Origin of the sequence: Candidatus Enterovibrio altilux, from assembly GCF_002381345.1 — a bacterium.
GTDB lineage: Bacteria > Pseudomonadota > Gammaproteobacteria > Enterobacterales > Vibrionaceae > Enterovibrio > Enterovibrio altilux.
The window spans coordinates 567,636-589,731 of the sequence record NZ_CP020660.1 but is presented as its reverse complement, the minus strand read 5'-3'; the positions used below and the strand labels follow the sequence as shown (position 1 = coordinate 589,731).

The following is a 22,096-nucleotide window of genomic DNA, read 5'->3' as shown; positions in this document are numbered from 1 at the left end:
ACATTTAGCGGCAGATATCAACACGCATGAAATTATTGCTGCTGAGCTAAGTGCATTAAACGTGACTAACAGCGAAATGCTACCTAACTTTCTCAAAGAGACCCGTCGAAAAAGCAATGAAATATCAGCTTATGGTGTCTGCGATACCAGACAATGTTACGAAACTATTTGTATTAAATGAGCAGTTTCACTCATCCCACCAAGAAAAGAAGTAATTTTTTGGAAACGAGGTCATACGCGTAATTTAGTGGTTAGTTACCAGAAGTTATACGGTTTAAATCAGCATTGAAAAATGAGGTATGGTTACCATAAAGGTTCCCTATTAGGAAAAGCAATATTTCGAGTTAAAAAATTTTTCGAAGGAATATTGAGCTTAAGAGATCACAATGCTTAGATTGGCTAAATACACGCTGTGATAAAAGCGATTGTTTAATCGTTAATAATGTTGGAATTTATTATCTGAATTCCAATTAAAAAATAAAGGCATTTAGAACGTAAAGCCGTTGTCATTATGGGTCTTAATATAATTTAAAAATTTATTGCTTTATAAGACACATCTAAGCTGAGAAACAGTTTTAAATCAGATGGAATTCCTAGTCCATACATTCCTTCGGCTTCTTTACCAATATTGTAAGTACCTATTGCACCATTATTTTTTGCTAAATAGGTATAAACTGGAGCAACATAGAACTCACCACTACTGCGAAGATCTGCGTGAATCATTTTATCTGCATAGTGACAAAAATCGCTGCCGTGTTTGAAATTGTAGATACCTACTGTTGCTTCGTCTGAAATAACCACTTTTTCTAGAACTTCGATAACAAAACCATAACTGTTAAGTTTTGCATAAGACCACTTTGGATCGTTGGCTTTCATAGTAAGCATTGAACCATCAAGGTTGCGGCATTGCATATCATCTAGATATTCATTGATGTCAATATCGACCCATTGATCAGAATTAGCAATCATAAGTGGCTGATCATTATTGATGAACTCTCGCGCTTTTAGTACCGTTACAGCTGCTCCGTCAGTGATGCCGTCGATCCCGATCACTTCAAAGTTGCTACATGCACGGCTGAAAATATTTTTCAATTTGTATTTTTCTATGTGTTCATTTTGGCACATGAAAATAAATCGGTGTTCAAGCTTAGGAAGTAAGTTATTGATAACAATCTCAATCATGTGCTTGCCACCAACATCGATTAAAGGTTTAGGCAATACGTGTCCCTCCAGAGCAAAACGACTCCCTCTGCCCGCCATTGGAACTACAATATTCAGCACTATTTATTCTCCTCAAGGTATTTATCGTTAAGTACCCCTGGCAATTTAACCACGACAGTTGTGGTATCTTCCAACGTTTCGAAGTCGGTACACGTACCAGGTTCAATGATTACTATCTCACCTTCACTAATAATGAGTTCATTCATTCGCGCTTTCCCAGATACAATGACGGTAATTTCTGTTGCAATTTTATGATAGTGCGAGACTTCTTTGTAACCTTTTTTAAATTTTTGAACGGCGACTTCTACATCTGTTGTGTTGAATAAGGTAGGTTCAAACCCGCCTACAAACCAACCTTTGATAAAATTCTGTAGTTTATAAGTTATCATTTTTTTCATGGAGATATGCATTCATTTTTATCATGAGCCCGTCAGAATTCCATACAATAACATCTGTACCAATAAGTTTTAAACCGTCAATGATTAATTCGAATTCAATTACACTGAAGGCGTTATTGGAGACAATAATATTTTTAGCTTTGAAGCTAATACTTCTGACAGAATTAAAGATACTTTGTATATAAGCAAGAACATTTTGTTTTCCTTTTACTGACTTTGATGGATCTGTAAGCGCAAAATTTTCAGCAAAAAATATTGATATCTGTTCAATGTCTTTGGTATTGAATGCAGTAACATATTGTTCAGTTAGTTGATGCAAACGTTTCGTTTTATTCTTCAATTCGTCATCGATAACAGCTTCATAATGCTCGAGACCATGTGCGTCTGTAATGTGAAAGTAGTCCCAGTTATTGATAGGAATGGCACGTACTACACCTTTTTTAAGAACAATTTCATTCAGAGTAGGAGCAATGTAGAAAAGGCCATTGGTTTTTTCATCTTTTCTAATCATATCTTTCGCAGCTTCAATAAAACCACGTGCAGACTTAAAGAAGTAGAATCCAGCGATAGCATGCCGGCTGATTGGCGATTTTTCAGCAGCTTCATGTACTCTAAAGCTTTTATCAAATTTAACGTAGGACCATTTTGGGTGAATAGCATCAAATGTTAATACTCCTGCATCAACATCCTCAGCTATAAAGTGAGCAATAATACTTTGTAAATCTATATTAAGCACTTGCTCAAAACTAGAAATAATAAGAGGTGCATCCAGATCAAGGTTTTCAATTGCCAAAAGAGAAGAGCAAGCTGCGCCTTGTGTTGATCCATTGATATTACAGATTTCCAAATCAGAGCTTAGTAAACGTAGTACTTTGTTTAATCGATATTTTTCTGATTCCTCTTTTGGTAGAGTAACAACTATTTTTTTATCAATTGTTAAATTCACAAATGGTTCTGCGGCACGTTCAAGGAGGAGTTTTCCACTCACGTCAGTTAAAATTTTTGGGAAAGGAGTGGATTTATCAGTTTCGAAAGTACCTTTTCCGGCTAATGGAATAAGAATGTTAAGCATTTTTTTCGACCTCTTGGATAAAATTTTTTATGTTTTCGAAAGTGACATCATTCACTGTTTCCACTTTTAGAACGTGAGCCTTCGCTGCTTTTGCTGCTTTCAAACCATTCACATGATCTTCAATAATCGCACATTCATTAGGATCTAGACCTAATCGCCGGATAGCTAATTGATAAATTTCAGGGTCAGGTTTACCTTTTGTAACATCTTGGTTTGACAGGTAAAAATCTAAATAAGGGAGAAGGCTTGATTTCTCCATCATAATCTTTACAGTATTTCGAATAGAGTTTGATGCCACAGCCAACCGATAGCCGTCTTCACGTAGTTTAGAAAGCGCATACTGATGGTTAAAAACAGGCTTACATAATTGGTGCGTAATATCCATTGTATATTGCTGCTTCATCTCATTAATAAAGCTATGTAATGATTCTGGTAGTACATGTGTTTTAGATAAAATTTCTAATTTTTGTTTTGTTGAAAGTCCATCAAATGTTACTAAATGATCATATCGATTGATTTCTAAGCCAAAAATAGCCAGCGCCTTATTCAAGGCTTCATAATGCCAATCTTTGGCATCAATCAAAACCCCATCCATATCAAAAATTACTGCTTTTATTTTATGTATCATTAAAGTATTCTCTCGCTATTTCAGGAATGTCAGTACATAGAATTAAATTCTTAGAATCAAGAACAAAGGATGGTAAATAGTAAAGTTTTTTCCATAAAGTTTTATAATCTTTACCATGTAATTCTGGTGACGCCACGGCAATTTTTTTCCCTAAATTTAACAGTTCGGTGAATAAAACTTCATCAACAGTCATATCGCTGAAACTATCGTACCAAATACCTGCGCACTCACCCCAAAGAAGAGTACGAGGTTCATATTCACTATAGCGCGAAAAAGACGTTAACCCTTTTTTCAAGGAAACTATAAGATCTGGAACAGAAGCATCAAAGATAAAATAATTCTCTATTTTTTTTTTTGAAGAATTTGCAGTAATGGCTCTTGTAACCCATCGGATTTGATATTTATTGCTAAGACGCTCTTACATAAAAAACCATTGTAGATATCAAGAACAGCACTAAATAATATTTCTTTACCTGTGGGTATGTCATGGCTGATCACTAACTTTCCATGGCTATCACGTACATCAGTTTCAGTCCCAAAACCTAACGAAAAGGATTTTGTGAAAGCACATTGTGTATTTTTTTTTTCAACTGTTTCCCAGTATCCTCTGTGTGAAATTATTTCCATAAAATATCCTAATGGGCTTTATTTCTAAATTTGAGTTCAGATAGCAGGTCCTAACATGAGTTGCTATTAGACAATCACTGGCGTTTTAGGTGTAACTTAGTCTTGTCAGCTTATTGAACGCTTTTATTATGGCATAGGTCTTGCTATTTTAAGCATTATGTCTTTTTGGCTCAATGTCCCCCCAGTAGTTTTTTAGTTCAAAATATTGTCATCCCTGATAGGGGGACGTTTATGGTAACTATATTTTTTTCAATGTGATTTAAATTGTATAATTGCTGGTAACTGGTCGCTGAATTACGCGGATAACCTCGTTCCCCAAAAGTTGCTCTTTTTCTTTGTGTTATGATTGGAACCATGCGTTTAATACGAACAGTTTCGCAACATTTTTTGGTGTCGTAAGTTCTGTCGCCTAATCTTTCGTTGATTCTTAAGCTGATCTGTTTGAGCAAGTTGGGTAGCACTGCACCGTCAGTCACATTTAGTCCGCTGAACTTAGTAGCAATGATTTCAGGCACATTTATATTTACTACTAAATGTGACTTACGCTAAACTCTCCATTTGCCATTGATGCTATGCTTTTTTGCTTTTTACTTGCCTTCATCGTAGGCTTAGAGCCTTGTAAATCTCTTAATGGTATTGTAAATATACATTTAGCTATGAAAGCTGTCGTGATGGCTGCGTCGCTAAATACACGAGGTCTTTCATGATTATTCTGCTTAGTTTGATTCTATAGCTGAATGACTTATTCATCAATTCAGAATGTTAGTGATCCATAATTAATTAAAGGTTTATTATACTGCTTTCAGTTAGTTGTTTTGTAGGTAAGCTTATTCATAAACTTGAATATTTAAGTTAGCCTAGCTGTTTAAAGCGTAGATTGAAAATTTAGTTTTCTGATTTAGGAAATTACGTCTATCAAAGAAGGTAATATTTTGAGTTAAAAAGCTGCTCGGAGGAACAGTCAGCCTAAGGGATGATGATGCCTAGATTGAAAAATTTACACAATAATAAAAAATGTTCAATAAGCTGATAAGGCTAAGTATGCCTAAGACGAAGTGAGCGTCTAATAGTGAATCATGTGGAGATTTATTATCTGAATTCAAATTAAGAAACAAAGTCGAATCAATGCAGTCGAAGACTGAGTAAAGCCACTTTCTGCCTGTCCAATTTTGGCTTTCATCCGGCTACGAGCGATTCTGTCGCTTTAAGTTTCCGTAAAAAACGTCACAATAGTTAAGATTGCTTAATGCAAGAGAAAAACACGTGAATATTCTGATTGATGAAAATATGCCATACGCGGCAAAATTATTTAGCAAATTTGGGAATGTAACTGCAAAAATGGGCAGAACTTTGACTGCTGAAGACTTAATTGGCGTTGATGCATTGATGATCCGTTCGGTTACTAAGGTTAATCATGCCTTAATAAAAAATGCGAATCGCTTGCGCTTTGTTGGTACCGCCACTACAGGAACAGACCATGTTGATATAAATGTACTTACTGAACGTGGTATTTATTTCACTGCTGCACCGGGTTGTAATAAAGTGGGAGTTGCAGAGTATGTGATCAGTGCACTTCTTGTCTTGAGTCAGCAGCATCATTTTTTGCTGACAGATCGTAAGATTGGTATTATCGGTGCTGGTCAAATTGGCAGCTACTTATCTGATTGCTTAAATGCACTCAATGTTCCTTATCTCTTGAGTGATCCATTCAAGGAAGAAGAACATGATCCCCGTCAATTTAATTCGCTGGAAACGTTATTAGCGGAATGTGATGTCATTACATTGCATACACCTATTACACGCACTGGTGAACACCCAACGTATCACCTCATTAGTCAGCAGGAGTTGGTGGCGCTTAAGCCAAATACCATATTGATCAATGCTGCTCGTGGCCCGGTTATTAATAACAGAGCGCTTAAAACTGCACTTCAAAATAGCCAATTAACCGCGGTGCTTGATGTATTTGAGTTTGAGCCAGAAGTGGATCTGGAACTGTTGCCGTTACTCGCATTTGCAACGCCGCACATTGCAGGATATGGGTTGGAAGGTAAAGTGCGTGGTACAGCTATGATTTACAATTCTTACTGTGAGTTTCTAGGGAATTTTGACGAACGCATTGAGGCATCATCGTTATTGCCTGTAGCACCTATTCCAAGAGTCTCTTTGAATCAACAATGGAATACTGTTGATTTGATGGCATTGTGTCGGCGGGTCTATGACATTCGCCGTGATGACAGTGATTTTCGTTGTGCAATGGCGAATGTTCGTGAACAACGTACAAGCTTTGATCGCTTACGCAAAAATTACTGGAGCAGAAGAGAGTATAGTGAGATTACAACAGCAGACTAAAATGAGTTTGGGATAGAGTCGCTCGTTAAATTAAAGTTTACTGTAGAGGAATGAGCATGGCACAAGAATTTAATGTTGCATACGATGTTGCTATATTAGGTGCGACAGGCGCTGTAGGTCGTACTATTATTGATGTATTGGAAGAACGTAAATTTCCTGTGCGTAATCTACATTTGCTCGCGAGTGAATACAGCGTCGGTAAAACCATCCGTTTTAACGGCAAAAGCATTTGGGTGCGTAATGTGGCAGACTTTGATTGGAGTCAAGTACAGCTTGCGCTTTTTTCTGCAGGTGCCAAATTATCAGATCATTATGCGCCAATGGCTGCTGACGAAGGCGTTATTGTTATTGATAATACATCACGGTTCCGCTATGAGAATGATGTGCCGTTGGTTGTACCTGAAGTGAATCCTGAAGTCATTGCCGATTTTCGTAACCGCAATATTATTGCTAATCCTAACTGTTCAACGATTCAAATGCTAGTGGCATTGAAGCCCATTTATGATGCTGTTGGTATTGCACGTATTAACGTTTCAACCTATCAGTCAGTGTCTGGTTCCGGGGAAAAAGGCATAAATGAGTTAGCAAGTCAAACGGTTAAATTACTAAATAGTCAAGAAGCAGAACCGAGTTTGTATCAAAAACAGATTGCATTTAACTGTTTACCTCATATTGATGAGTTCATGAATAATGGCTACACTAAAGAAGAAATGAAAATGATATGGGAAACTCAAAAAATCTTGGGTGATAATATGGTTGCTGTAAACCCGACATGTGTTCGTGTTCCTGTTTTTTATGGCCATGCTGAAGCTGTGCATGTCGAATGTCAGCAGCCGTTGGATGCCAGTGAAGCGATAGCTTTGCTGTCTAGTGCTGAAGGTATTGAAGTATTTGCGCATGAAGACTATCCGACACAAGTACAAAATGCACTGGGTAAAGATCATGTAATGGTTGGTCGTGTTCGTAATGATATAAGTCACCCAAATGGTTTAAACCTTTGGATTGTTGCAGATAATGTCAGAAAAGGTGCAGCAACTAATAGTGTTCAAATTGCTGAACTTCTTGTTCGCAATTGTCTCTGAAACTGTATGCTACTTAATACTAATAGCTTGTAAAAATAACGCTTGAGTAATCGGCATCAGTAATCTGGTGTTGATTGCTGGATCACAGAACACAGTTTTATTTCCTTACTTTACAGATTTTAGCTGAACTTCCGATATAGTTAATCAATAACTATTAAGTTTATCATTCTGCATAGGATAATGCGGGCAGTGTTTGACGCAAATATTATGAATGTTATGAAGCAAATGCTTTTTTCATCTTTTTCCGAATATCGTCTCTGTAAAGCACTTACTCTATCATATTTATTGATGAGTTTTGTTGCTATATTTTCTGTGCAATCAGCCATCCGCATCATAGGCCCTCCAGAAAAGTTGCCATCGTCTACAACTGTAAAACAACTTTCGCATGTGTCTCAATCAGTAACGAGAGAACGAATCACGGTAGGGCCAACTCGTGATTCTGATACATTATGGTCAATCGCGACCCATTATAAACCCAATAATTCTGTTAGTGTCTATCAAATTTTAGGTGCTATTTTTCGGCTCAACCCTTCAGCATTTGAAAAGTTAAACATGCACGGTTTGATACCAAATAGCATTCTAGTTATGCCAATGTTGGATGAAATGCAGAAGGAAAACAGTGAGGATGTGGCACAACGTCTTCAACTGGACCAAGCACGAAAAGATATAAAGCAAACTTTTAATCTTCGTCCACTGATTGAACAAGTAACTATCCTACCGGTAGATCTTGCAACGCCAGTGCTAAAACTTGCAATGCCTTCTGATGTTGAAAAAAAAGCAAAAATGAAAATAGACAACATGCAGAAAGAAAGCTTGTCAACAGAAGCGAATATTTCTGGTAAAAATGCAGATATGGAGAAACAAGACCCTATGATGTCGCTAAAACCTGACATGGTAAGCGTACAAGATCACATTGATGAGTCAGATCAGCGAATGGGTAAATTAGTTGAAAGTAACCATATTCTTAAAATTCGTCTTGCTGAAGTGCACAATGAACTGTCTGCACTGAAGGAACATATGATGTTCGATAAAGAGCGCACGGATCAGATTAAACAGCTATTGAAAATACAGCGTATGCATCAAGCGCAAATAGAAAATAAGGAACCATCATTCCTAGAATCTTTGATATATAGTCCGCTAATATTGACGATGATTGCGATTATTCCTGCGCTATTAGTAATTGGTACTGTTACATTTATCATAATGCGTCACCGTAGGAATGATGATGTCGAAGAGTCTCATGCCTTAGATTGTGAAGTACTTGCAGACATGAATGTCATGACGGTTCCTGAGATGGACAATGATACCGATCAGTTGGTTTTTGAAGAAGATGAGTCAAAAGTCACTGAAGATACAAATGCTGATGATTCATTTGTCGACGCAAATCTGTTTGATCCTGAGCTAGACGATATTAATCTGGCTGACTCATTGGAGCATTCTGATAAAGTTAATGAATTGAGCTTACCCATTAGCGAAGACTTGAATTCAGATCCTGAGTTTAAGTCTTCGTTAGAGAGTAATTTCGATGCAAGCCCAGAGCTTGGTGTTATAGCCAGTACTGAAGGCGAGATTGAACTTGAAGATATGGAGCATGTTCTTGATGAAATGGTGTCACCTGGAAAAATTGTACTTAGTCCAGATGAAGAACTTGCTGCAATGTGGGAGCAATCACTGGCAGAGGGAAATGATAGTGATGTAGATGACATAGATACGTTGTTGGACGTTGAACAAACTTCGTCATCATCAAATGCTGAGTCGGACCGCAATGAAGAAGAACCTAAGCAGAAAAAAACTGATGAACCTAAAGACATATTAAATGGTGTTTTGAATGCAAAATATTCATTAAAAATTGATGATACTTCAATGCTGGACGATATTAACTATGGTAGGAATGAATCAAAGACCGTCAAAGACAATAGTACTGATGACTTGTCGCTTTCTTCCAATAGTGAGAAGACATGTATTCTTGATGCTGATGTTTTTCTTGAGGACATTTTAGGTAAGGCTCCTGACGATAAAGACGTTAATTTGGGTGATTCAGATGCTCTTCTTGATGAATCCATTGATGCTTTGGATGATATTTTAGATGAGAGCAAGCTTATTAAGCTAGAGAGCCCGCATGATGATGTAGATGCACTTGATACGCTAGTTTCGAATAATCTTGTTGAAGTAGAACCTGCTTTTGATGTATCTGATTTGCATGGACATGATGAAGATGTGGCTCTAATCGATAGTGAATTTGACTCGTCTTTTAATGTTCGTGCAGACCGCAACCATGGAACCGAGGAAGCAGAGTGTCATGACTTTGTAGTAACAGAGTATAATACTTTAGCATTTCAACCAGAGGAGACAATACGTCTTGATGATATTGATGAATTTAGCGAAAATAATGCACTTAATGCTGCGCTTGCAGAGCAGAAAGCTCTTGATAAACTAATACCTGTAGGTAACCATAGCAGAGCTTCTCAGCCATTATCATCTGGTACATTATCAGTGGATATGGATACACTTTTTGAGCTTAAGGATAATGCACATCAAGTGGCTGGTCTCAATATGAATGTGTTATTGTCTGAACCCGTTGACGATGATTCAATGAATTTGGATGAATTTAACATTCAAAATATAGAAATTTCTGAAGACGAAAGCAATATTTGGCAGGTAGAACAGACACTTGAACCAAAACTTGAAAGGGAAGATTGGTTTGCGCAACCTGGAGTGCTTGATGATAATGTTGAAGCAATGAATTTAGATGCTGATCTTGACGGCCTACTGAAAAATGCTGAAACTGAGTCAGTTGCAGAGTCCACGTCAGATAATACGCATATAAGTATCGAAGAACTAATGAAAGGCGATGACTCTCCGCAAGTAAACCCTAATGCTGTGGTTATGAATTTAAATGCTGGATTGGATGAATCATCTAATGCATTCAGCGACATGGAACCTACAGATGGTGATAGTATCAATGAAGCTGCGATTCACATGGATTTAGCGAAGGCGTATTTGAAAATAAACGATATGGATGGAGCACTTCAGTTACTTGAAAAAGTGATGCAAAGTGATAACGCATCATTAAAAGATGAAGCGTACCAAATGATCAAAAATTTAAGTTAACATAGATTGCCAGCTTATTTAACGCTTTTATCATTGTGCAGGTTTCACTGATCTGAGTTGTGTGATTCCTTAAACTTAATGCCCCTCCCAGTAATTTCTTAATTTAAACCATTTCTGTGTTTCTACTATGGAACGTTTATGGTAACCGGTTTTTTTTCTTAAATAAAGAAACTAAATTGCTAATCAACACTCTAAAAAGTAAGGCTCATTTAAATATTCAGGTCTATGTGTAATTTTCGTTATAAAACTACTAACTGAAAGCAGTATCATTAAGCTTTAAGCAATCGTGGCTTACTAATATTCTGAATTGATGAAGAAGCTATTCAGCTATGAATTAAGTTAAGTAGGGTAATCATGGGAGATCTCGTTTATTTAGCGATTTAGTAATTGCGACGGCCCTCATGGTGAAATGCGTATTTTTAATGCTATTGAGAGGTCCGCAAGGATTCATTAATTCTGTTTTTAAACTGGCTTAACTGCCATTGTCATGCCCTCACTATTCATGCATGAGCAAGCAAGCCAAAATGATTAACACCATGTTTAAGGCGAAGAATTAAGGTAGCATCAGTACTTAGTCATTGATTATATGGGACTCAAAGTCTAGGGTGAAGGAAAATAAAAAATAAAAAAGCATGTCACTGATGGGAAACTTCGAGTCTGATGCAAGTTATATTTAGCGGTAGATATAAAGATGCATGAAATAATTGCTGCTGAGTTAAGTGCATCAAATGTGACTGACGGTAAAGTGCCACTGAGCTTACTCAAACAGACCCGCCAAAAAATCAATGAAATATCAGCCGCTGGTGTTTACGACACCAGACAATATTACGAAACCGTTCGTATTAAACGAGCGGTTTCGCTTATACCACCAAAAAAAGGAGCAAATTTTGGGGAACGACGTTATTCGCATAATTTAGCAGTCAGTTACCAAAAATTATGCGGTTCAAATGAGCATTGTAAAATTAGGTATGGTTATCATAAACGTTCCCTATTAAAGAGGGCAATGTTTCGAATCAAAAAACTACTTGGAGGGATATTGAGTTTAAGAGATGATAATGCGCAGATTAGTGAGACTTACTGCATGATAAAAGCGTTAAATAAGCTGACTGGGCTAGATATGTATAAAATAAAAGAGATTGTTTAATCGTTCATCATATTGAAATTTATTATCTGAACTCGAGTTAGGAAACACAGCCATTCAAAATAAATAATATGTCATATGTTTAGAGGGCATGGTTTGGTTTGTCTTACTTACGGTGTTAAATTGTAATGGACGCTGTATATTGACAGCGTTGAGGTATAATACGTAGCTTTAAATTAAAAAAATCAGTCACATAGAGAAATAAAAAATGAAAATTGCTCTGGGTGTGGAATATGATGGTGCGCAGTATCACGGGTGGCAGCGACAGCGAGACGTGTTTAGTGTGCAGGAGTATCTTGATAATGCTTTGACGAAGATTGCAAATCAACCAATTGAATTACAATGTGCAGGTCGCACCGATACTGGTGTGCATGGTACTGGGCAAGTCGTTCATTTTGATGTGAACACCAACCGCTCAATGCGTGCTTGGACCATGGGCGTGAATACTTATTTACCTAATAGTATCGCAGTGCGTTGGGCAAAAGAAGTGCCTGCAGAATTTCATGCACGTTTCTCTGCGACAGCTCGGCGTTATCGTTATATTATTTTCAATCATACGCTACGTCCTGGTATTTTGCGCAAAGGCGTGAGCCATTATCATGGTAATCTCGATGAAACCTTGATGAATGAGGCTGGTCAATACCTTTTAGGTGAACATGATTTTACGTCATTTCGTGCTTCGAAGTGTCAATCAAATACACCTTGGAGAAATATTCACCATTTAAATGTGACTCGGCAAGGTGCTTTTGTAATCATTGATATCAAAGCCAATGCATTTGTTCATCATATGGTGCGTAATATTACTGGAAGCTTAATTAAAATTGGGCTTAAAGAGCAAAAACCAGCATGGGTAAAATGGCTTCTCGAAGCTAAAGATCGCAATGTTGCAGCTGCTACAGCAAAAGCTGATGGGCTGTATTTAGTTGAAGTAGACTACCCAGCTAAGTTTGAAATGCCTCGTTTTCCCTTGGGGCCTTTGTTTCTACCTGATTAATTTTTATTATTAATGTAGGCATTATGGCATCCTAATTATTATATAGCTCACATGATATTATGAGATGTTAAGGTTTTATTTTTTAACTTCAGTTCAGACAGTAAATTTAAACATGATTCACTATTATATAGACCCTCCAGTTGGTTGTTTTGTAGCAAAGTTGCTTATCCATAAACCTGAGTGTTTGAGTGGGTCTAGCTGTTTAGAGCATAGATTGATAATTTAGTTCCCTTATTTAGAAAACACAACCAAGTCTACATCATGATAAAAATATTAAATAAGCTGGGAGGGCTAAATGTACCTACAATGAAAACGAGTATTTTATAGTTCATCATGTTGGGAGCTGCTATCCGAATTCGAATTAGGAAATAGAGCCTAATAAAAAAATAATATCACTTCGTATGCACTTGAACCGACTTAATAGAAAAATGATCGTATACTAAAATTCAACAGAGATGCATGATAAAGTGAGTGATATATTTATTGAACGTGTGTGTGATCTTTGAATCTAAATTACTTGCAGCATGCGATTATTCTGTGTTTGTTGTTTACTAGCAAGCACATTAACGTTTGAGCAGGCAAATGCTCTAAAATAGAAAGGTCATTTATGAGTTGGCTTGAAAAAATTCTTACAAAAAGCAACATCAGTTCATCGCGCAAAGCTTCCATACCTGAAGGTGTTTGGACAAAATGTGCATCATGCGAACAGGTCCTTTATTACGCTGATCTAGAGCGTAACCTTCAAGTATGTCCTAAATGTAATCACCACATGCGCATGAGTGGCCGTAGTCGTCTGGAAACTTTCCTTGATGCAAGCGATTGTGTTGAGTTAGCGTCTGATCTTGAGCCTAAAGACTTATTCAAATTCCGTGACTCAAAAAAATATAAAGATCGTTTATCTGCTGCACAAAAAGCGAGTGGAGAAAAAGAAGCTCTGATTGTTATGAAAGGCCAATTGCTAAGCATGCCAGTTATCGCTGCTGCTTTTGAATTTTCTTTCATGGGTGGTTCAATGGGTGCCGTGGTTGGTGCACGTTTTGTTTGTGCTGTAGAACAAGCGATTAAAGACAACTGTGGGTTTGTATGTTTCTCTGCCAGTGGTGGTGCACGTATGCAAGAAGCACTCATGGCGTTAATGCAAATGGCAAAAACCAGTGCTGCACTTGAGCGTCTGTCTAAGCAAGGTTTACCATTTGTGTCTGTTCTTACTGATCCTACGTTTGGTGGTGTAACAGCTAGCTTTGCAATGTTGGGTGATGTTAATATCGCTGAACCTAAAGCGTTAATCGGTTTCGCTGGCCAGCGTGTGATTGAGCAGACAGTGCGTGAAAAATTGCCTGAGGGTTTCCAGCGCAGTGAATTCCTGCTAGAACATGGGGCGATTGATATGATCGTTGATCGTCGTGAAATACGTCAACGCATCAGTGGAATATTGACAAAAATAACCGGGTACCAATCATCTTTAGTTGTTCCTGTAGAAAAAATACGTGAAGGTGAAGTTGCTAAAGCTAAGCTCATTGATAGTCATGAAAATTTTATTTTCTAAATTAGATAACTAAATCATTAATCTTCGCTACAAAAGAACTAATCGGAAGCAGTATAATAAAGCTTTAATCAATCATGGCTCACTAATGTTCTGGACTGATGAAGAAGCTATTTAGCTACGGAATCAAGCTAAGCAGGGTAATTGTGAGAGATTTCGTTTATTGAATGACTGAACCATTACAATAGCTCTCATGCCTAACTGTGTATTTTCAATGTCATTGAGAGGTCTGCAAAGGTTCATTAATTTTGTTTTCAAACTTGCTCCACGGCCATTGTTATGTTCTCACTATTAATGCATTAGCAAGCGACCAGAACGGTTAACGTCGCATTGAAGACGAAAACGAGAAAGCTCATCTAGTATTTAGTCATTGATTCTACGAGACTGAAAGTCTACGATGAAAGGAAATGAAAAGTAAAAAAGCATGGCACTGATGGTCAACGTAGAGTCTTGAATAAGTTACATTTAGCAGTAGATATAAATATGTATGAAATTAGTGCTACGGAGTTAAGTTCATCAAAGGTGGCTGACGGTGTGGTGTTGTTTAATTTGCTCAAACATATTTATTGAAAAATTAATGAAATATCAGGTGATGGTGCTTATGACACAAAATAGTGTTACTCAACCGTTTGTATTAAACGAACGGCTCCACTTATCCCACTAAGTAAAAGAGTGATTTTTTAAAAGTGAGGTTAGTCGTGTAATCTAGTGGTTAGTTACCGGAAGTGATATTATTAAAATAAGCATTGGAAAATGAGATATGATTACTATAAAAGTAGCCTATCAGAGACGACAATGTTTCAAATCAAAAATTACTGAGAGGAACATTGAGCCTAAGGGATTATAGTACCTAGATGAGTTTAGTTCCCTAAATTAGGGAACTAAACTCTTAATTTACGTTTTAAACAGCTAGATTCACTTAAGTATTCAGGTTTATGAACAAACTTCATGACAAAACAACTCACTGGAATCAAACGAAGCAGAGTAATCATAGGAATCTCCCTTATTGAGCGGCTTAGACATTACGATGGTTATCATGGTTAAACGCTGATTTGCAATGTCATTGAGAGGTCTGCAAGGATTAATTAATTCTATTTTTAAACTTGCTTAACTGCTGTTATTATAATCTCCGCTGTTCATACATTATCAAGCGAATACAAACGATGAAGATTGTATTCAAGATGAAAACTATAGAATTTATTCAATACTTAGCCTCTCTTTAAATGCATTAATTATGCTTGATAATAAAACTCTTGAAATCTTTTTGAAATAATTAATTGATTATAGAGATCTATTGGATTTAGTTCAGCAATTTTATTATTTTCATTCGCTATCTTGCTCCTCTGATGTTCTGAGAGGTTATGATACACATTTTCATCTAAATTATGCGTTTCAAATACAGGAAAATGTAGAGCGGAGGGAGAAATGCAGTGGTTCAAACGTACGCTGATGATTCCAGAATGATAAAACATATTTGTTTGTTTTACAGAAAGATGATAATCAATTTCTGTGGCTGAAAGACGTTCTGGTGCAGGGAGACTGAGTGATTCACGTAAATTTGAATCTGTTGATATTTTGGGATAGGGAGGATTAGTAGGAGTTGTTACTGTCACGTTAGCTGACAACAACGTAAGTAACAAAACAAAATCAGACCGACGACCTTGTGTAACAGCATGATTTAAATGATCGCTAAGCTGCACGTCTTGAATTACATTAGTTTTATCGAGTGCATGAATTTGCATATACTTACTCAACTTGAAGGTGCAGGCTGGAGCACCTGAAACTTGTTATTTATGATGGACATCAAAGAGTCTGAAATCTTTGTATGAGTTACAGTGAACGATTGTCCAATAATTTTTTTGAGACAACGTTGACTTTTGAAATCACTGTTGTTTCTTGACTGTGCATCCATTACCTTCCATAGTCGCTCTATTAAATTGAAATTTGAGCTATGATAAGGTAGTAAATAGTGGCATTCAATATTGAGAATAAATACTACATTTTTGATGAAATTATTATTATGGTCTTCCACCACATAGAAAAACGATATGGGATTGATGAGTCACTGGATAATCCTCTCGTTGTTTATTATTTCATATTTACTGAGTACAGCATCCCTAATATCGTTAAAATGTAAAGCACCAATTAAGATGCAGACTGCCACAACTACTCGTCGCCTCGAAGACATTATCTTTCTTTTTGTGTAATGCATTCATGCGTCATTTTTGTTGTTTATGTTGGGTGAACAGTGCCAATGAATATAATGGATGTATACTCCCGCTTGATATTTTATAATTAAACGTATACTTATAAAATTAGTGATTCATTGTAGTTACTGTATCTCTTACTCCAATCTACCCATCAATATAGGTAACAGCTTGATCAGTGTGGTGGTAAGTGAACTTACTGAGTCCTTGATCATGGTCATTGTCTCAGGGGTGGAAAAGGAGTGTGTTTGAGCAACTATGTTTCAGGTTTCATACTTTCAGACTGCTCGTAATCTTTGAAGTGACGTTGAGCTATTATTTCATGGATACACAGAGTTTGATAAATTATGGTAATGTTATAATCTTAGTATGTAAGAAGTACCGTTTTTATCCGGACATATACATGGCTATCACTCGTCTTATCGTGCTAAATTTTGAATTTTAATTTCTGATTGTAAGCTATATTTTTTTAAATTTATTTACGATTATGAGTTATTTAAAAATTAAACTCCTCTAATATTTATTAGCATAGTCTTTTACAATACGTCTATGTATCCTTTATATATCGACATTTTTGCTATTTGCTTTAGCATGAGTTTTCATTTTTCAGTGGCTCACGTCTTTATTTTTCAATTTAAGTTCAGATAGCAAATTTTAAAATGATGAACTATGAGACGATGGCTTGCGTTTTAAGCATACCTAGTGCTGTCAGCTTATTTAATACTTTTGTGATGGCATAGGTTTCACCAATTCGAGCATTGTAGTCCCTTAGGCTCAATGTCCCCTCCGAGTAGTGTTGTGGCTCGAAACCTTGCGGTTTTTGATAGGGAACGTTTATGGTAATTATATATACCTTTTTTAATACTAATTTGAATAGTATAACTTCTGGTAACTGTGATCCTGCTTAGTTTTCTAAATTAGGCAACTAAATTTCGGGTCTATGAATAGTCTTCGCTACAAAACAACTCACTGGAAACCGTATAATCAAGCTTTAATCAATCGTTGCTTACTATTCATGCATTAGCAAACGATTCAAAACAATTAACGCCATATTTAAGATGAAGAATAAAGGAAGCATCCAGCACTTAACCATTAATTTTACGGGGTTTGAAGTCTATGGTGAAGGAGAATGACAAATAAAAAAGCATGGTGCTGATGGGAAACGGCGAGTTTGACGCAAGTTATATTTAATGGTAGATATAAATACGCATGCAATCATGGCTACTGAATTAAGTGCATCAAATGTGACTGATGGTGAAGTGCTACCTAACTTGCTCAAGCAGACCCACCAAAAAATCAATGAAATATTATCCGATAGTGTTTACGACACCGTTCGTATTAAACGAGTGGCGTCATTCATTCCACTAAGAAAAGGGTAATTTTTAAAACGAGATTATCGCGTAATTGAACGGTCAGGTATCAGAAGTTACATTGTTCCAATTAATACAGAAAAATGTGATATGTTTATTCGAAATGTTCCCTATTAGAAACGGTAATGTTTCGAATCAAAAAATTCTTCGGAGGAACATTGAGCCCAAGGGAGCACAATGTTATGATTAGTAAAATCTGTGCCATGTCAAAACGTTAAATACTCTGACAGCATGAGGTAAATCTAAAATGCAAGCGATGATTTAACAGTGAATTATATTGAGATTTGTTATCTGAACTCGAAGTAAGAAATAAAGTTTCACATAGCTTACAATAATCACTTCAGGAAAAAAATACATTATGCGAAGTTTTATTTAATGAATGCATGGCCTTCTAAGATTAAATTCAATCTATAAAATACATAACTTAGCCTGGAAAATGAAGTAATAAATAGAGATATTGTTCTTTTTTCAACAACCGGAGATAGTTGCTTGTTAATGCATCAGCTCCATATTTAACGGAGCAGTATATTATAGAATTAATTATATTAAAAATGCAGTATTTTATTTTTAATATAAAGCTACGCTATTTACTTACTTATAGACCGGATCTCAACCCAATAGAGCTATTGTGGTAGATGATGAATACACAGTCCAGAAACAATGTTTTTTGATGATTTTTTCAAACATTATTGGTTTTTTGATGTTCAGAATTAACGATACATTTCAGCTGCTTAAATTTGCATTTTCAAGTTAATTGAATATATATGGTGTGACTAGCAAAATGATGAAAAAATTTATTTTTTGTGCATTCCATTGATTTATTCAGGTAAAATACTAGGAACATTCAGTGCTTAACCTTTAAAAAACAATGAACTCATTTGAGGAACCGCTTCTGTTACTTATACCTTAGTGGCCAGTATCTTTAAATATATGAAGGAGCAAGATATTTATGTTGACAAAATTACTCATAATGCCAATTTTTATCATGCTAGCCTGTTCAGCTCAAGCGGCTCGCTTTAATGCTGGCGAAGATTACAAAATACTAAACTTACCATCAACTCAGGCACCAACTGTCACCGAGTTCTTTTCCTTTTATTGCCTACATTGTTATAAAAACCAAGGCTTAATGACAGAGCTCAAAAAACAAATTCCCAAAAATGCAATCTTCCAAAAGAACCATGTTTCATTCATGGGTGGTAATATAGGTAAAGCCACAATCAAAGCCTATGCAACGTTAGTAATTCTGAATATCGAAGATAGCATGGTGCCAGTTATATTCAACCGCATTCATCTCCTGCAAAAACCACCACGCACTGAAGATGAAGTTCGTCAGATATTCATTGATGAAGGGATTGACGGTGATCAGTTTGATGAGGTTTATAACAGCTTCGCTACTAATGCAATGGCAAACCGGTTTGATAAAGCATTTCAAGACTCAGGTCTTAGTGGCGTACCTGCTGTTATTGTCAATGGTAAATACCACGTAACACCAGAAACGCTCAAATCAAAGGAAGACTACTTTGCATTGATCAACTTTCTGCTAACGCAGTAATCTGATTAGTCATGAAATGTCTATATTGAATATTGGTATTCCCAGCCAAACCAGCAATGATTTTTAACACTTTAATTATGAGATGGTACGCTTACATCTACAGGTTAAGATTATGCAGTACCATCTCAAGAGCATCCGTATCCGCTCTGGTTAGTGGACAGCTTTGTTGCCTAAATGAGGAAACTCAATTATTAATCTACGCTCTAAACAACGAGGTTCATTTAAATATTTAGGTCTATAGACAAGTCTCGCCACAAAACCACCGGCCGGAAAGTGTATAATCCAGTTTTAATTAATAGTTGTTTACTAACATTTTGAATCAATGAAAAGCTGATTCAGCTATAGAACTAAACTAAGCAGTGTAATCATGGGAGATCTCGTTTATTTAGTGACTTAGCCATTAGGACAGCCTTCATGATTAAATACGTATTTCCAATGCCATGGAAAAGTTTGAAAGAATGCATTAACTTTGTTTTTAAACTTGCTCGACTGCCACTATCATGTCCTTACTATTCATGCGTTAGCAAATGAATCAAAATGGTTAACATCACATTCAAGGCGAAGAATAAAGGAACCATCCAGTACTTAGCTATTGACTCTATGGGACTCAAAGTCTATGGTGAAAGAGAGAGGAAAGTAAAAAAGCATGGGACTGATGGGAAACAGCAAGTCTGGCATATGTTGCATTTAGCAGTAAATATAAATATGTATTAAATTATTACTGCGGAATTAAGTGCATTAAATGTGACTGACGGTGAAGTGTTACCTAAGTTCTTCAAACAGATCCCACTGAGAAATCAGTACAATGTCAGCCGATAGTGCTAACGATACCAGACAATGTTGTGAAACCGTTCATATTAAACGAGCGGTTCTACTCATCTCACCAATAAAAGAGACAACTTTTTAGGAATGAGATCATCCACGTAATTGAGCGGTCAGTTACCAGAAGTTATACGGTTCAAATCAGTATTGAAAACTAAGTATGATTACTATAAACATTCTCTATAAGAGACGGCAATGTTCTGAGTCAAAAAATCACTTGGAAGAATATTGAGTCTAAGGAATCGTAATGCTCAGATTAGTGAAACCTACTCCATGATAAAAGCGTTAGATAAGTTGACAGGATTAAGTATGCTTAAAATGAAAGCTATGATGTAATAGTGAATCATGTTGGACTTTACTATCTAAATTGTAATTAAAATAGTCTTTAACACCTTAATGGAGGTTCAATGTGCCAATAGTGACTTTTCTTAAAACTGGAAACAGTATTAATTTACCTAACCATAGCTCTTTGATTGATCTTGAAGACAGCCGTGATAATGAAGTATCGTTTGGTTGCCAATCTGCTGCGTGTGGGACTTGCTTAATTGACGTTGTATCTGGTATGCAAAATATTAGCCTAAGAAATGAAGATGAACAAGATTTACTAGAAACACTTGATTTAGATGATGAAAAACTGCGGTTGGCTTGCCAGTGTGTTGTTCATGGTGACATCATTATTAATCCACAAAGTTAACGAGCTAAAATTTAGTTTCGTTTGTCTTATTGATGAGTTTAAAACTAAAATTACTTTATTTTTTAATTTGAATTCAGATAGCAAGTTCCAATATGATGAACCATGAAAACCTCACTTTTATTTTAGGCATACTTATCTCGGTCAAATTGTTTAATGCTTTTATCCTGGTGTAAGCTTTGCTAACCTGAGGATTGTGATCTCTTAAGCTCAATATTTCTCTAAAAAATTTTTTGACTCGAAACATTGTTATCTTTGACAGGAAACGTTTCTGGTAATTGGCTTTATTTTCTAGATAAGGAAGCTAAATTTTCAATTAACACTCTAAACAGCTAGGTCACTTAAATATGCAGGTCTATAAATAAACTGTGCTACAAAACAGCTAACTTGAAGTAATATAAGCGAACTTTAATCAACCGTTGCTTACTAATATTTTGGATTGATGGAGACGCTATTTAGCTATGGAATCAAACTAAGAAGGCTAATCATAGAAAATTCGTTTATTTAGCGACTCAGTTATTACTGTGGTCTTCATGGTTAAACACTTATTTTCATTGCCATTGAAAGGTCTGCAGAGATTTATTAATGTTGTTTATAAATTTACTCAATTGCCGTTGTAATGCCTTAACTATTCATGCATCAGCAAACGTTTTAAAACGGTTAACTTTAGATTCAAGATGAACAATACAGGAACCATCCAGCACTGAGTCAGTGCTGCTACGGGGGCTAGAATCTACGGTGAAGGCGAATGGTAAGTAAAAAAACATTGTACTGATAGGAGGCAGCGAGTCTGGCGTAAGTTATATTGAACGGCAGATATAAATGCGTATGCAATTATTGTTGTTGAATTAAGTGCATCAAATGTGACTCACGATTGAATGTTACTTAACTTGTTCAAATAGACTCACCGAAAAATTAATGAAGTATAAGGTGATAGTGCTTACTAGGACCCCGTTCGTATTAAACGAGCGGTTCTATTCATCTCTCCACAAAAAGAAACAACTATTGGGACCGAGGTCATCCATGTAATTTGGTGATTAGTTACCAGAAGTTATATGGTTTTAATTAGCATTAAAAAACGAGGTATGATTACCATGAACGTTCCCTATAAGAGACAACAATGTTTAGAGTCAAAAAATTTTCAGACGGACATTGAACTTCAGGGATCATAAGGCTCAGGTTAAAGAAACCTACGTAATGACAAAAGCGCTAAATGAACTGGCAGGCTAAGATGCTGCAAATGAACGTGATTGTCTAACAGTTAATCATGTTAGGATTTACTGTCTGA

Annotated in this window: 17 protein-coding genes and 8 pseudogenes; 13 read left to right on the top strand and 12 right to left on the bottom strand. The window is 36.3% G+C overall.

Features of this window, described 5'->3' with window-relative positions; genetic code table 11:
• Positions 1–528 precede the first annotated feature (528 nt).
• From BTN50_RS02475 to BTN50_RS12030, 8 genes and pseudogenes are all read right to left on the bottom strand, one after another.
• Entirely contained in the window at positions 529–1,281 is a 753-nt protein-coding gene (locus tag BTN50_RS02475) for a glycosyltransferase family 2 protein (protein WP_096618904.1), read from the bottom strand.
• The gene (locus BTN50_RS02470) at positions 1,281–1,619 is read right to left on the bottom strand and encodes a cupin domain-containing protein (protein WP_201260738.1); all 339 of its coding nucleotides are present in this window, start codon (positions 1,617–1,619) and stop codon (positions 1,281–1,283) included. The genes BTN50_RS02475 and BTN50_RS02470 overlap by 1 nt, the downstream gene beginning before the upstream one ends.
• Positions 1,597–2,691, bottom strand: coding sequence for a nuclear transport factor 2 family protein (locus BTN50_RS02465; RefSeq protein WP_096618903.1), 1,095 nt, complete (start codon positions 2,689–2,691; stop codon positions 1,597–1,599). The genes BTN50_RS02470 and BTN50_RS02465 overlap by 23 nt, the downstream gene beginning before the upstream one ends.
• Positions 2,684–3,319, bottom strand: a complete 636-nt coding sequence (locus tag BTN50_RS02460; RefSeq protein ID WP_096618902.1) for an HAD family hydrolase — start codon at positions 3,317–3,319, stop codon at positions 2,684–2,686. Before BTN50_RS02460 ends, BTN50_RS02465 begins: the two co-directional genes overlap by 8 nt.
• Entirely contained in the window at positions 3,309–3,614 is a 306-nt protein-coding gene (locus tag BTN50_RS10860; protein WP_235610978.1) for a PI-PLC domain-containing protein, read from the bottom strand. Before BTN50_RS10860 ends, BTN50_RS02460 begins: the two co-directional genes overlap by 11 nt.
• Before the next feature lie 47 nt (positions 3,615–3,661).
• Positions 3,662–3,946 carry a PI-PLC domain-containing protein gene (locus BTN50_RS10855; RefSeq protein ID WP_235610977.1) on the bottom strand — a complete coding sequence of 95 codons (285 nt, stop codon included), beginning with the start codon at positions 3,944–3,946 and terminating at the stop codon, positions 3,662–3,664.
• A 197-nt stretch (positions 3,947–4,143) separates the two neighbouring features.
• Entirely contained in the window at positions 4,144–4,422 is a 279-nt protein-coding gene (locus tag BTN50_RS12035) for a hypothetical protein (RefSeq protein WP_161492911.1), read from the bottom strand.
• A 53-nt stretch (positions 4,423–4,475) separates the two neighbouring features.
• Positions 4,476–4,655 (bottom strand): annotated as a pseudogene (locus tag BTN50_RS12030) (hypothetical protein); the annotation flags it as partial.
• Positions 4,656–5,209: 554 nt separating this feature from the next.
• On the opposite strand from BTN50_RS12030, the gene BTN50_RS02445 reads away from it, so the two are divergent.
• From BTN50_RS02445 to BTN50_RS12025, 7 genes and pseudogenes are all read left to right on the top strand, one after another.
• A complete protein-coding gene (locus BTN50_RS02445) occupies positions 5,210–6,295 on the top strand; it encodes a 4-phosphoerythronate dehydrogenase (protein ID WP_096618901.1) in 1,086 nt (361 codons plus the stop codon).
• Between the two features lie 56 nt (positions 6,296–6,351).
• Positions 6,352–7,377 (top strand): aspartate-semialdehyde dehydrogenase, encoded by a 1,026-nt coding sequence (locus BTN50_RS02440; protein ID WP_096618900.1) that lies wholly within the window; start codon positions 6,352–6,354, stop codon positions 7,375–7,377.
• A gap of 189 nt (positions 7,378–7,566) precedes the next feature.
• On the top strand, positions 7,567–10,488 hold the full coding sequence (locus tag BTN50_RS02435; RefSeq protein ID WP_394336766.1) for a FimV/HubP family polar landmark protein: 2,922 nt from the start codon (positions 7,567–7,569) through the stop codon (positions 10,486–10,488).
• A 225-nt stretch (positions 10,489–10,713) separates the two neighbouring features.
• Positions 10,714–11,632 (top strand): annotated as a pseudogene (locus BTN50_RS02430) (IS5 family transposase).
• Between the two features lie 205 nt (positions 11,633–11,837).
• Positions 11,838–12,623 (top strand): tRNA pseudouridine(38-40) synthase TruA, encoded by a 786-nt coding sequence (gene truA, locus BTN50_RS02425; RefSeq protein WP_096618898.1) that lies wholly within the window; start codon positions 11,838–11,840, stop codon positions 12,621–12,623.
• A 607-nt stretch (positions 12,624–13,230) separates the two neighbouring features.
• Entirely contained in the window at positions 13,231–14,169 is a 939-nt protein-coding gene (gene accD, locus BTN50_RS02420) for an acetyl-CoA carboxylase, carboxyltransferase subunit beta (RefSeq protein WP_096618897.1), read from the top strand.
• 13 nt (positions 14,170–14,182) lie between these two features.
• Positions 14,183–15,014 (top strand): annotated as a pseudogene (locus BTN50_RS12025) (IS5 family transposase); the annotation flags it as partial.
• Between the two features lie 384 nt (positions 15,015–15,398).
• On the opposite strand, the gene BTN50_RS02410 reads toward BTN50_RS12025, so the two are convergent.
• Together BTN50_RS02410 and BTN50_RS12020 are read right to left on the bottom strand one after the other, a co-directional pair.
• On the bottom strand, positions 15,399–15,908 hold the full coding sequence (locus tag BTN50_RS02410) for a VC2046/SO_2500 family protein (RefSeq protein WP_096618896.1): 510 nt from the start codon (positions 15,906–15,908) through the stop codon (positions 15,399–15,401).
• Positions 15,909–16,044: 136 nt separating this feature from the next.
• Positions 16,045–16,153, bottom strand: a pseudogene (locus tag BTN50_RS12020) (transposase); the annotation flags it as partial.
• Here BTN50_RS12020 and BTN50_RS10380 point away from each other — a divergent pair.
• Positions 16,136–16,303 carry a hypothetical protein gene (locus BTN50_RS10380; RefSeq protein ID WP_190319706.1) on the top strand — a complete coding sequence of 56 codons (168 nt, stop codon included), beginning with the start codon at positions 16,136–16,138 and terminating at the stop codon, positions 16,301–16,303. The pseudogene BTN50_RS12020 and the gene BTN50_RS10380 overlap by 18 nt on opposite strands.
• 737 nt (positions 16,304–17,040) lie before the next feature.
• Here the strand turns inward: BTN50_RS10380 and BTN50_RS10845 are convergent.
• Positions 17,041–17,221, bottom strand: a pseudogene (locus tag BTN50_RS10845) (IS5/IS1182 family transposase); the annotation flags it as partial.
• A 150-nt stretch (positions 17,222–17,371) separates the two neighbouring features.
• Between BTN50_RS10845 and BTN50_RS12620 the strand changes: the two are divergent.
• From BTN50_RS12620 to BTN50_RS02385, 4 genes and pseudogenes are all read left to right on the top strand, one after another.
• Positions 17,372–17,749, top strand: a pseudogene (locus tag BTN50_RS12620) (transposase); the annotation flags it as partial.
• A 946-nt stretch (positions 17,750–18,695) separates the two neighbouring features.
• Positions 18,696–19,295: a thiol:disulfide interchange protein DsbA/DsbL gene (locus tag BTN50_RS02395; RefSeq protein ID WP_394336774.1), complete on the top strand. Its 600-nt coding sequence runs from the start codon at positions 18,696–18,698 to the stop codon at positions 19,293–19,295.
• 237 nt (positions 19,296–19,532) lie between these two features.
• Positions 19,533–20,453, top strand: a pseudogene (locus BTN50_RS02390) (IS5 family transposase).
• A 73-nt stretch (positions 20,454–20,526) separates the two neighbouring features.
• On the top strand, positions 20,527–20,811 hold the full coding sequence (locus BTN50_RS02385; protein ID WP_096618893.1) for a 2Fe-2S iron-sulfur cluster-binding protein: 285 nt from the start codon (positions 20,527–20,529) through the stop codon (positions 20,809–20,811).
• A 73-nt stretch (positions 20,812–20,884) separates the two neighbouring features.
• Here BTN50_RS02385 and BTN50_RS09950 read toward each other — a convergent pair whose 3' ends face one another.
• Complete coding sequence (locus tag BTN50_RS09950; RefSeq protein WP_161492909.1) at positions 20,885–21,055, bottom strand: hypothetical protein; 171 nt, start codon at positions 21,053–21,055, stop codon at positions 20,885–20,887.
• Between the two features lie 164 nt (positions 21,056–21,219).
• On the opposite strand from BTN50_RS09950, the pseudogene BTN50_RS02380 reads away from it, so the two are divergent.
• Positions 21,220–22,038 (top strand): annotated as a pseudogene (locus BTN50_RS02380) (IS5 family transposase).
• Positions 22,039–22,096 lie beyond the last annotated feature (58 nt).

Bases quoted from the DNA above. Each gene is read 5' to 3' on its own strand.
- BTN50_RS02470 (WP_201260738.1), bottom strand. From the start codon at position 1,619: ATGAAAAAAATGATAACTTATAAACTACAGAATTTTATCAAAGGTTGG.
- BTN50_RS02465 (WP_096618903.1), bottom strand. From the start codon at position 2,691: ATGCTTAACATTCTTATTCCATTAGCCGGAAAAGGTACTTTCGAAACT.
- BTN50_RS02460 (WP_096618902.1), bottom strand. From the start codon at position 3,319: ATGATACATAAAATAAAAGCAGTAATTTTTGATATGGATGGGGTTTTG.
- BTN50_RS10855 (WP_235610977.1), bottom strand. From the start codon at position 3,946: ATGGAAATAATTTCACACAGAGGATACTGGGAAACAGTTGAAAAAAAA.
- BTN50_RS02440 (WP_096618900.1), top strand. From the start codon at position 6,352: ATGGCACAAGAATTTAATGTTGCATACGATGTTGCTATATTAGGTGCG.
- truA (WP_096618898.1), top strand. From the start codon at position 11,838: ATGAAAATTGCTCTGGGTGTGGAATATGATGGTGCGCAGTATCACGGG.
- accD (WP_096618897.1), top strand. From the start codon at position 13,231: ATGAGTTGGCTTGAAAAAATTCTTACAAAAAGCAACATCAGTTCATCG.
- BTN50_RS02410 (WP_096618896.1), bottom strand. From the start codon at position 15,908: ATGCAAATTCATGCACTCGATAAAACTAATGTAATTCAAGACGTGCAG.
- BTN50_RS09950 (WP_161492909.1), bottom strand. From the start codon at position 21,055: ATGTTTCGAGTCAAAAAATTTTTTAGAGAAATATTGAGCTTAAGAGAT.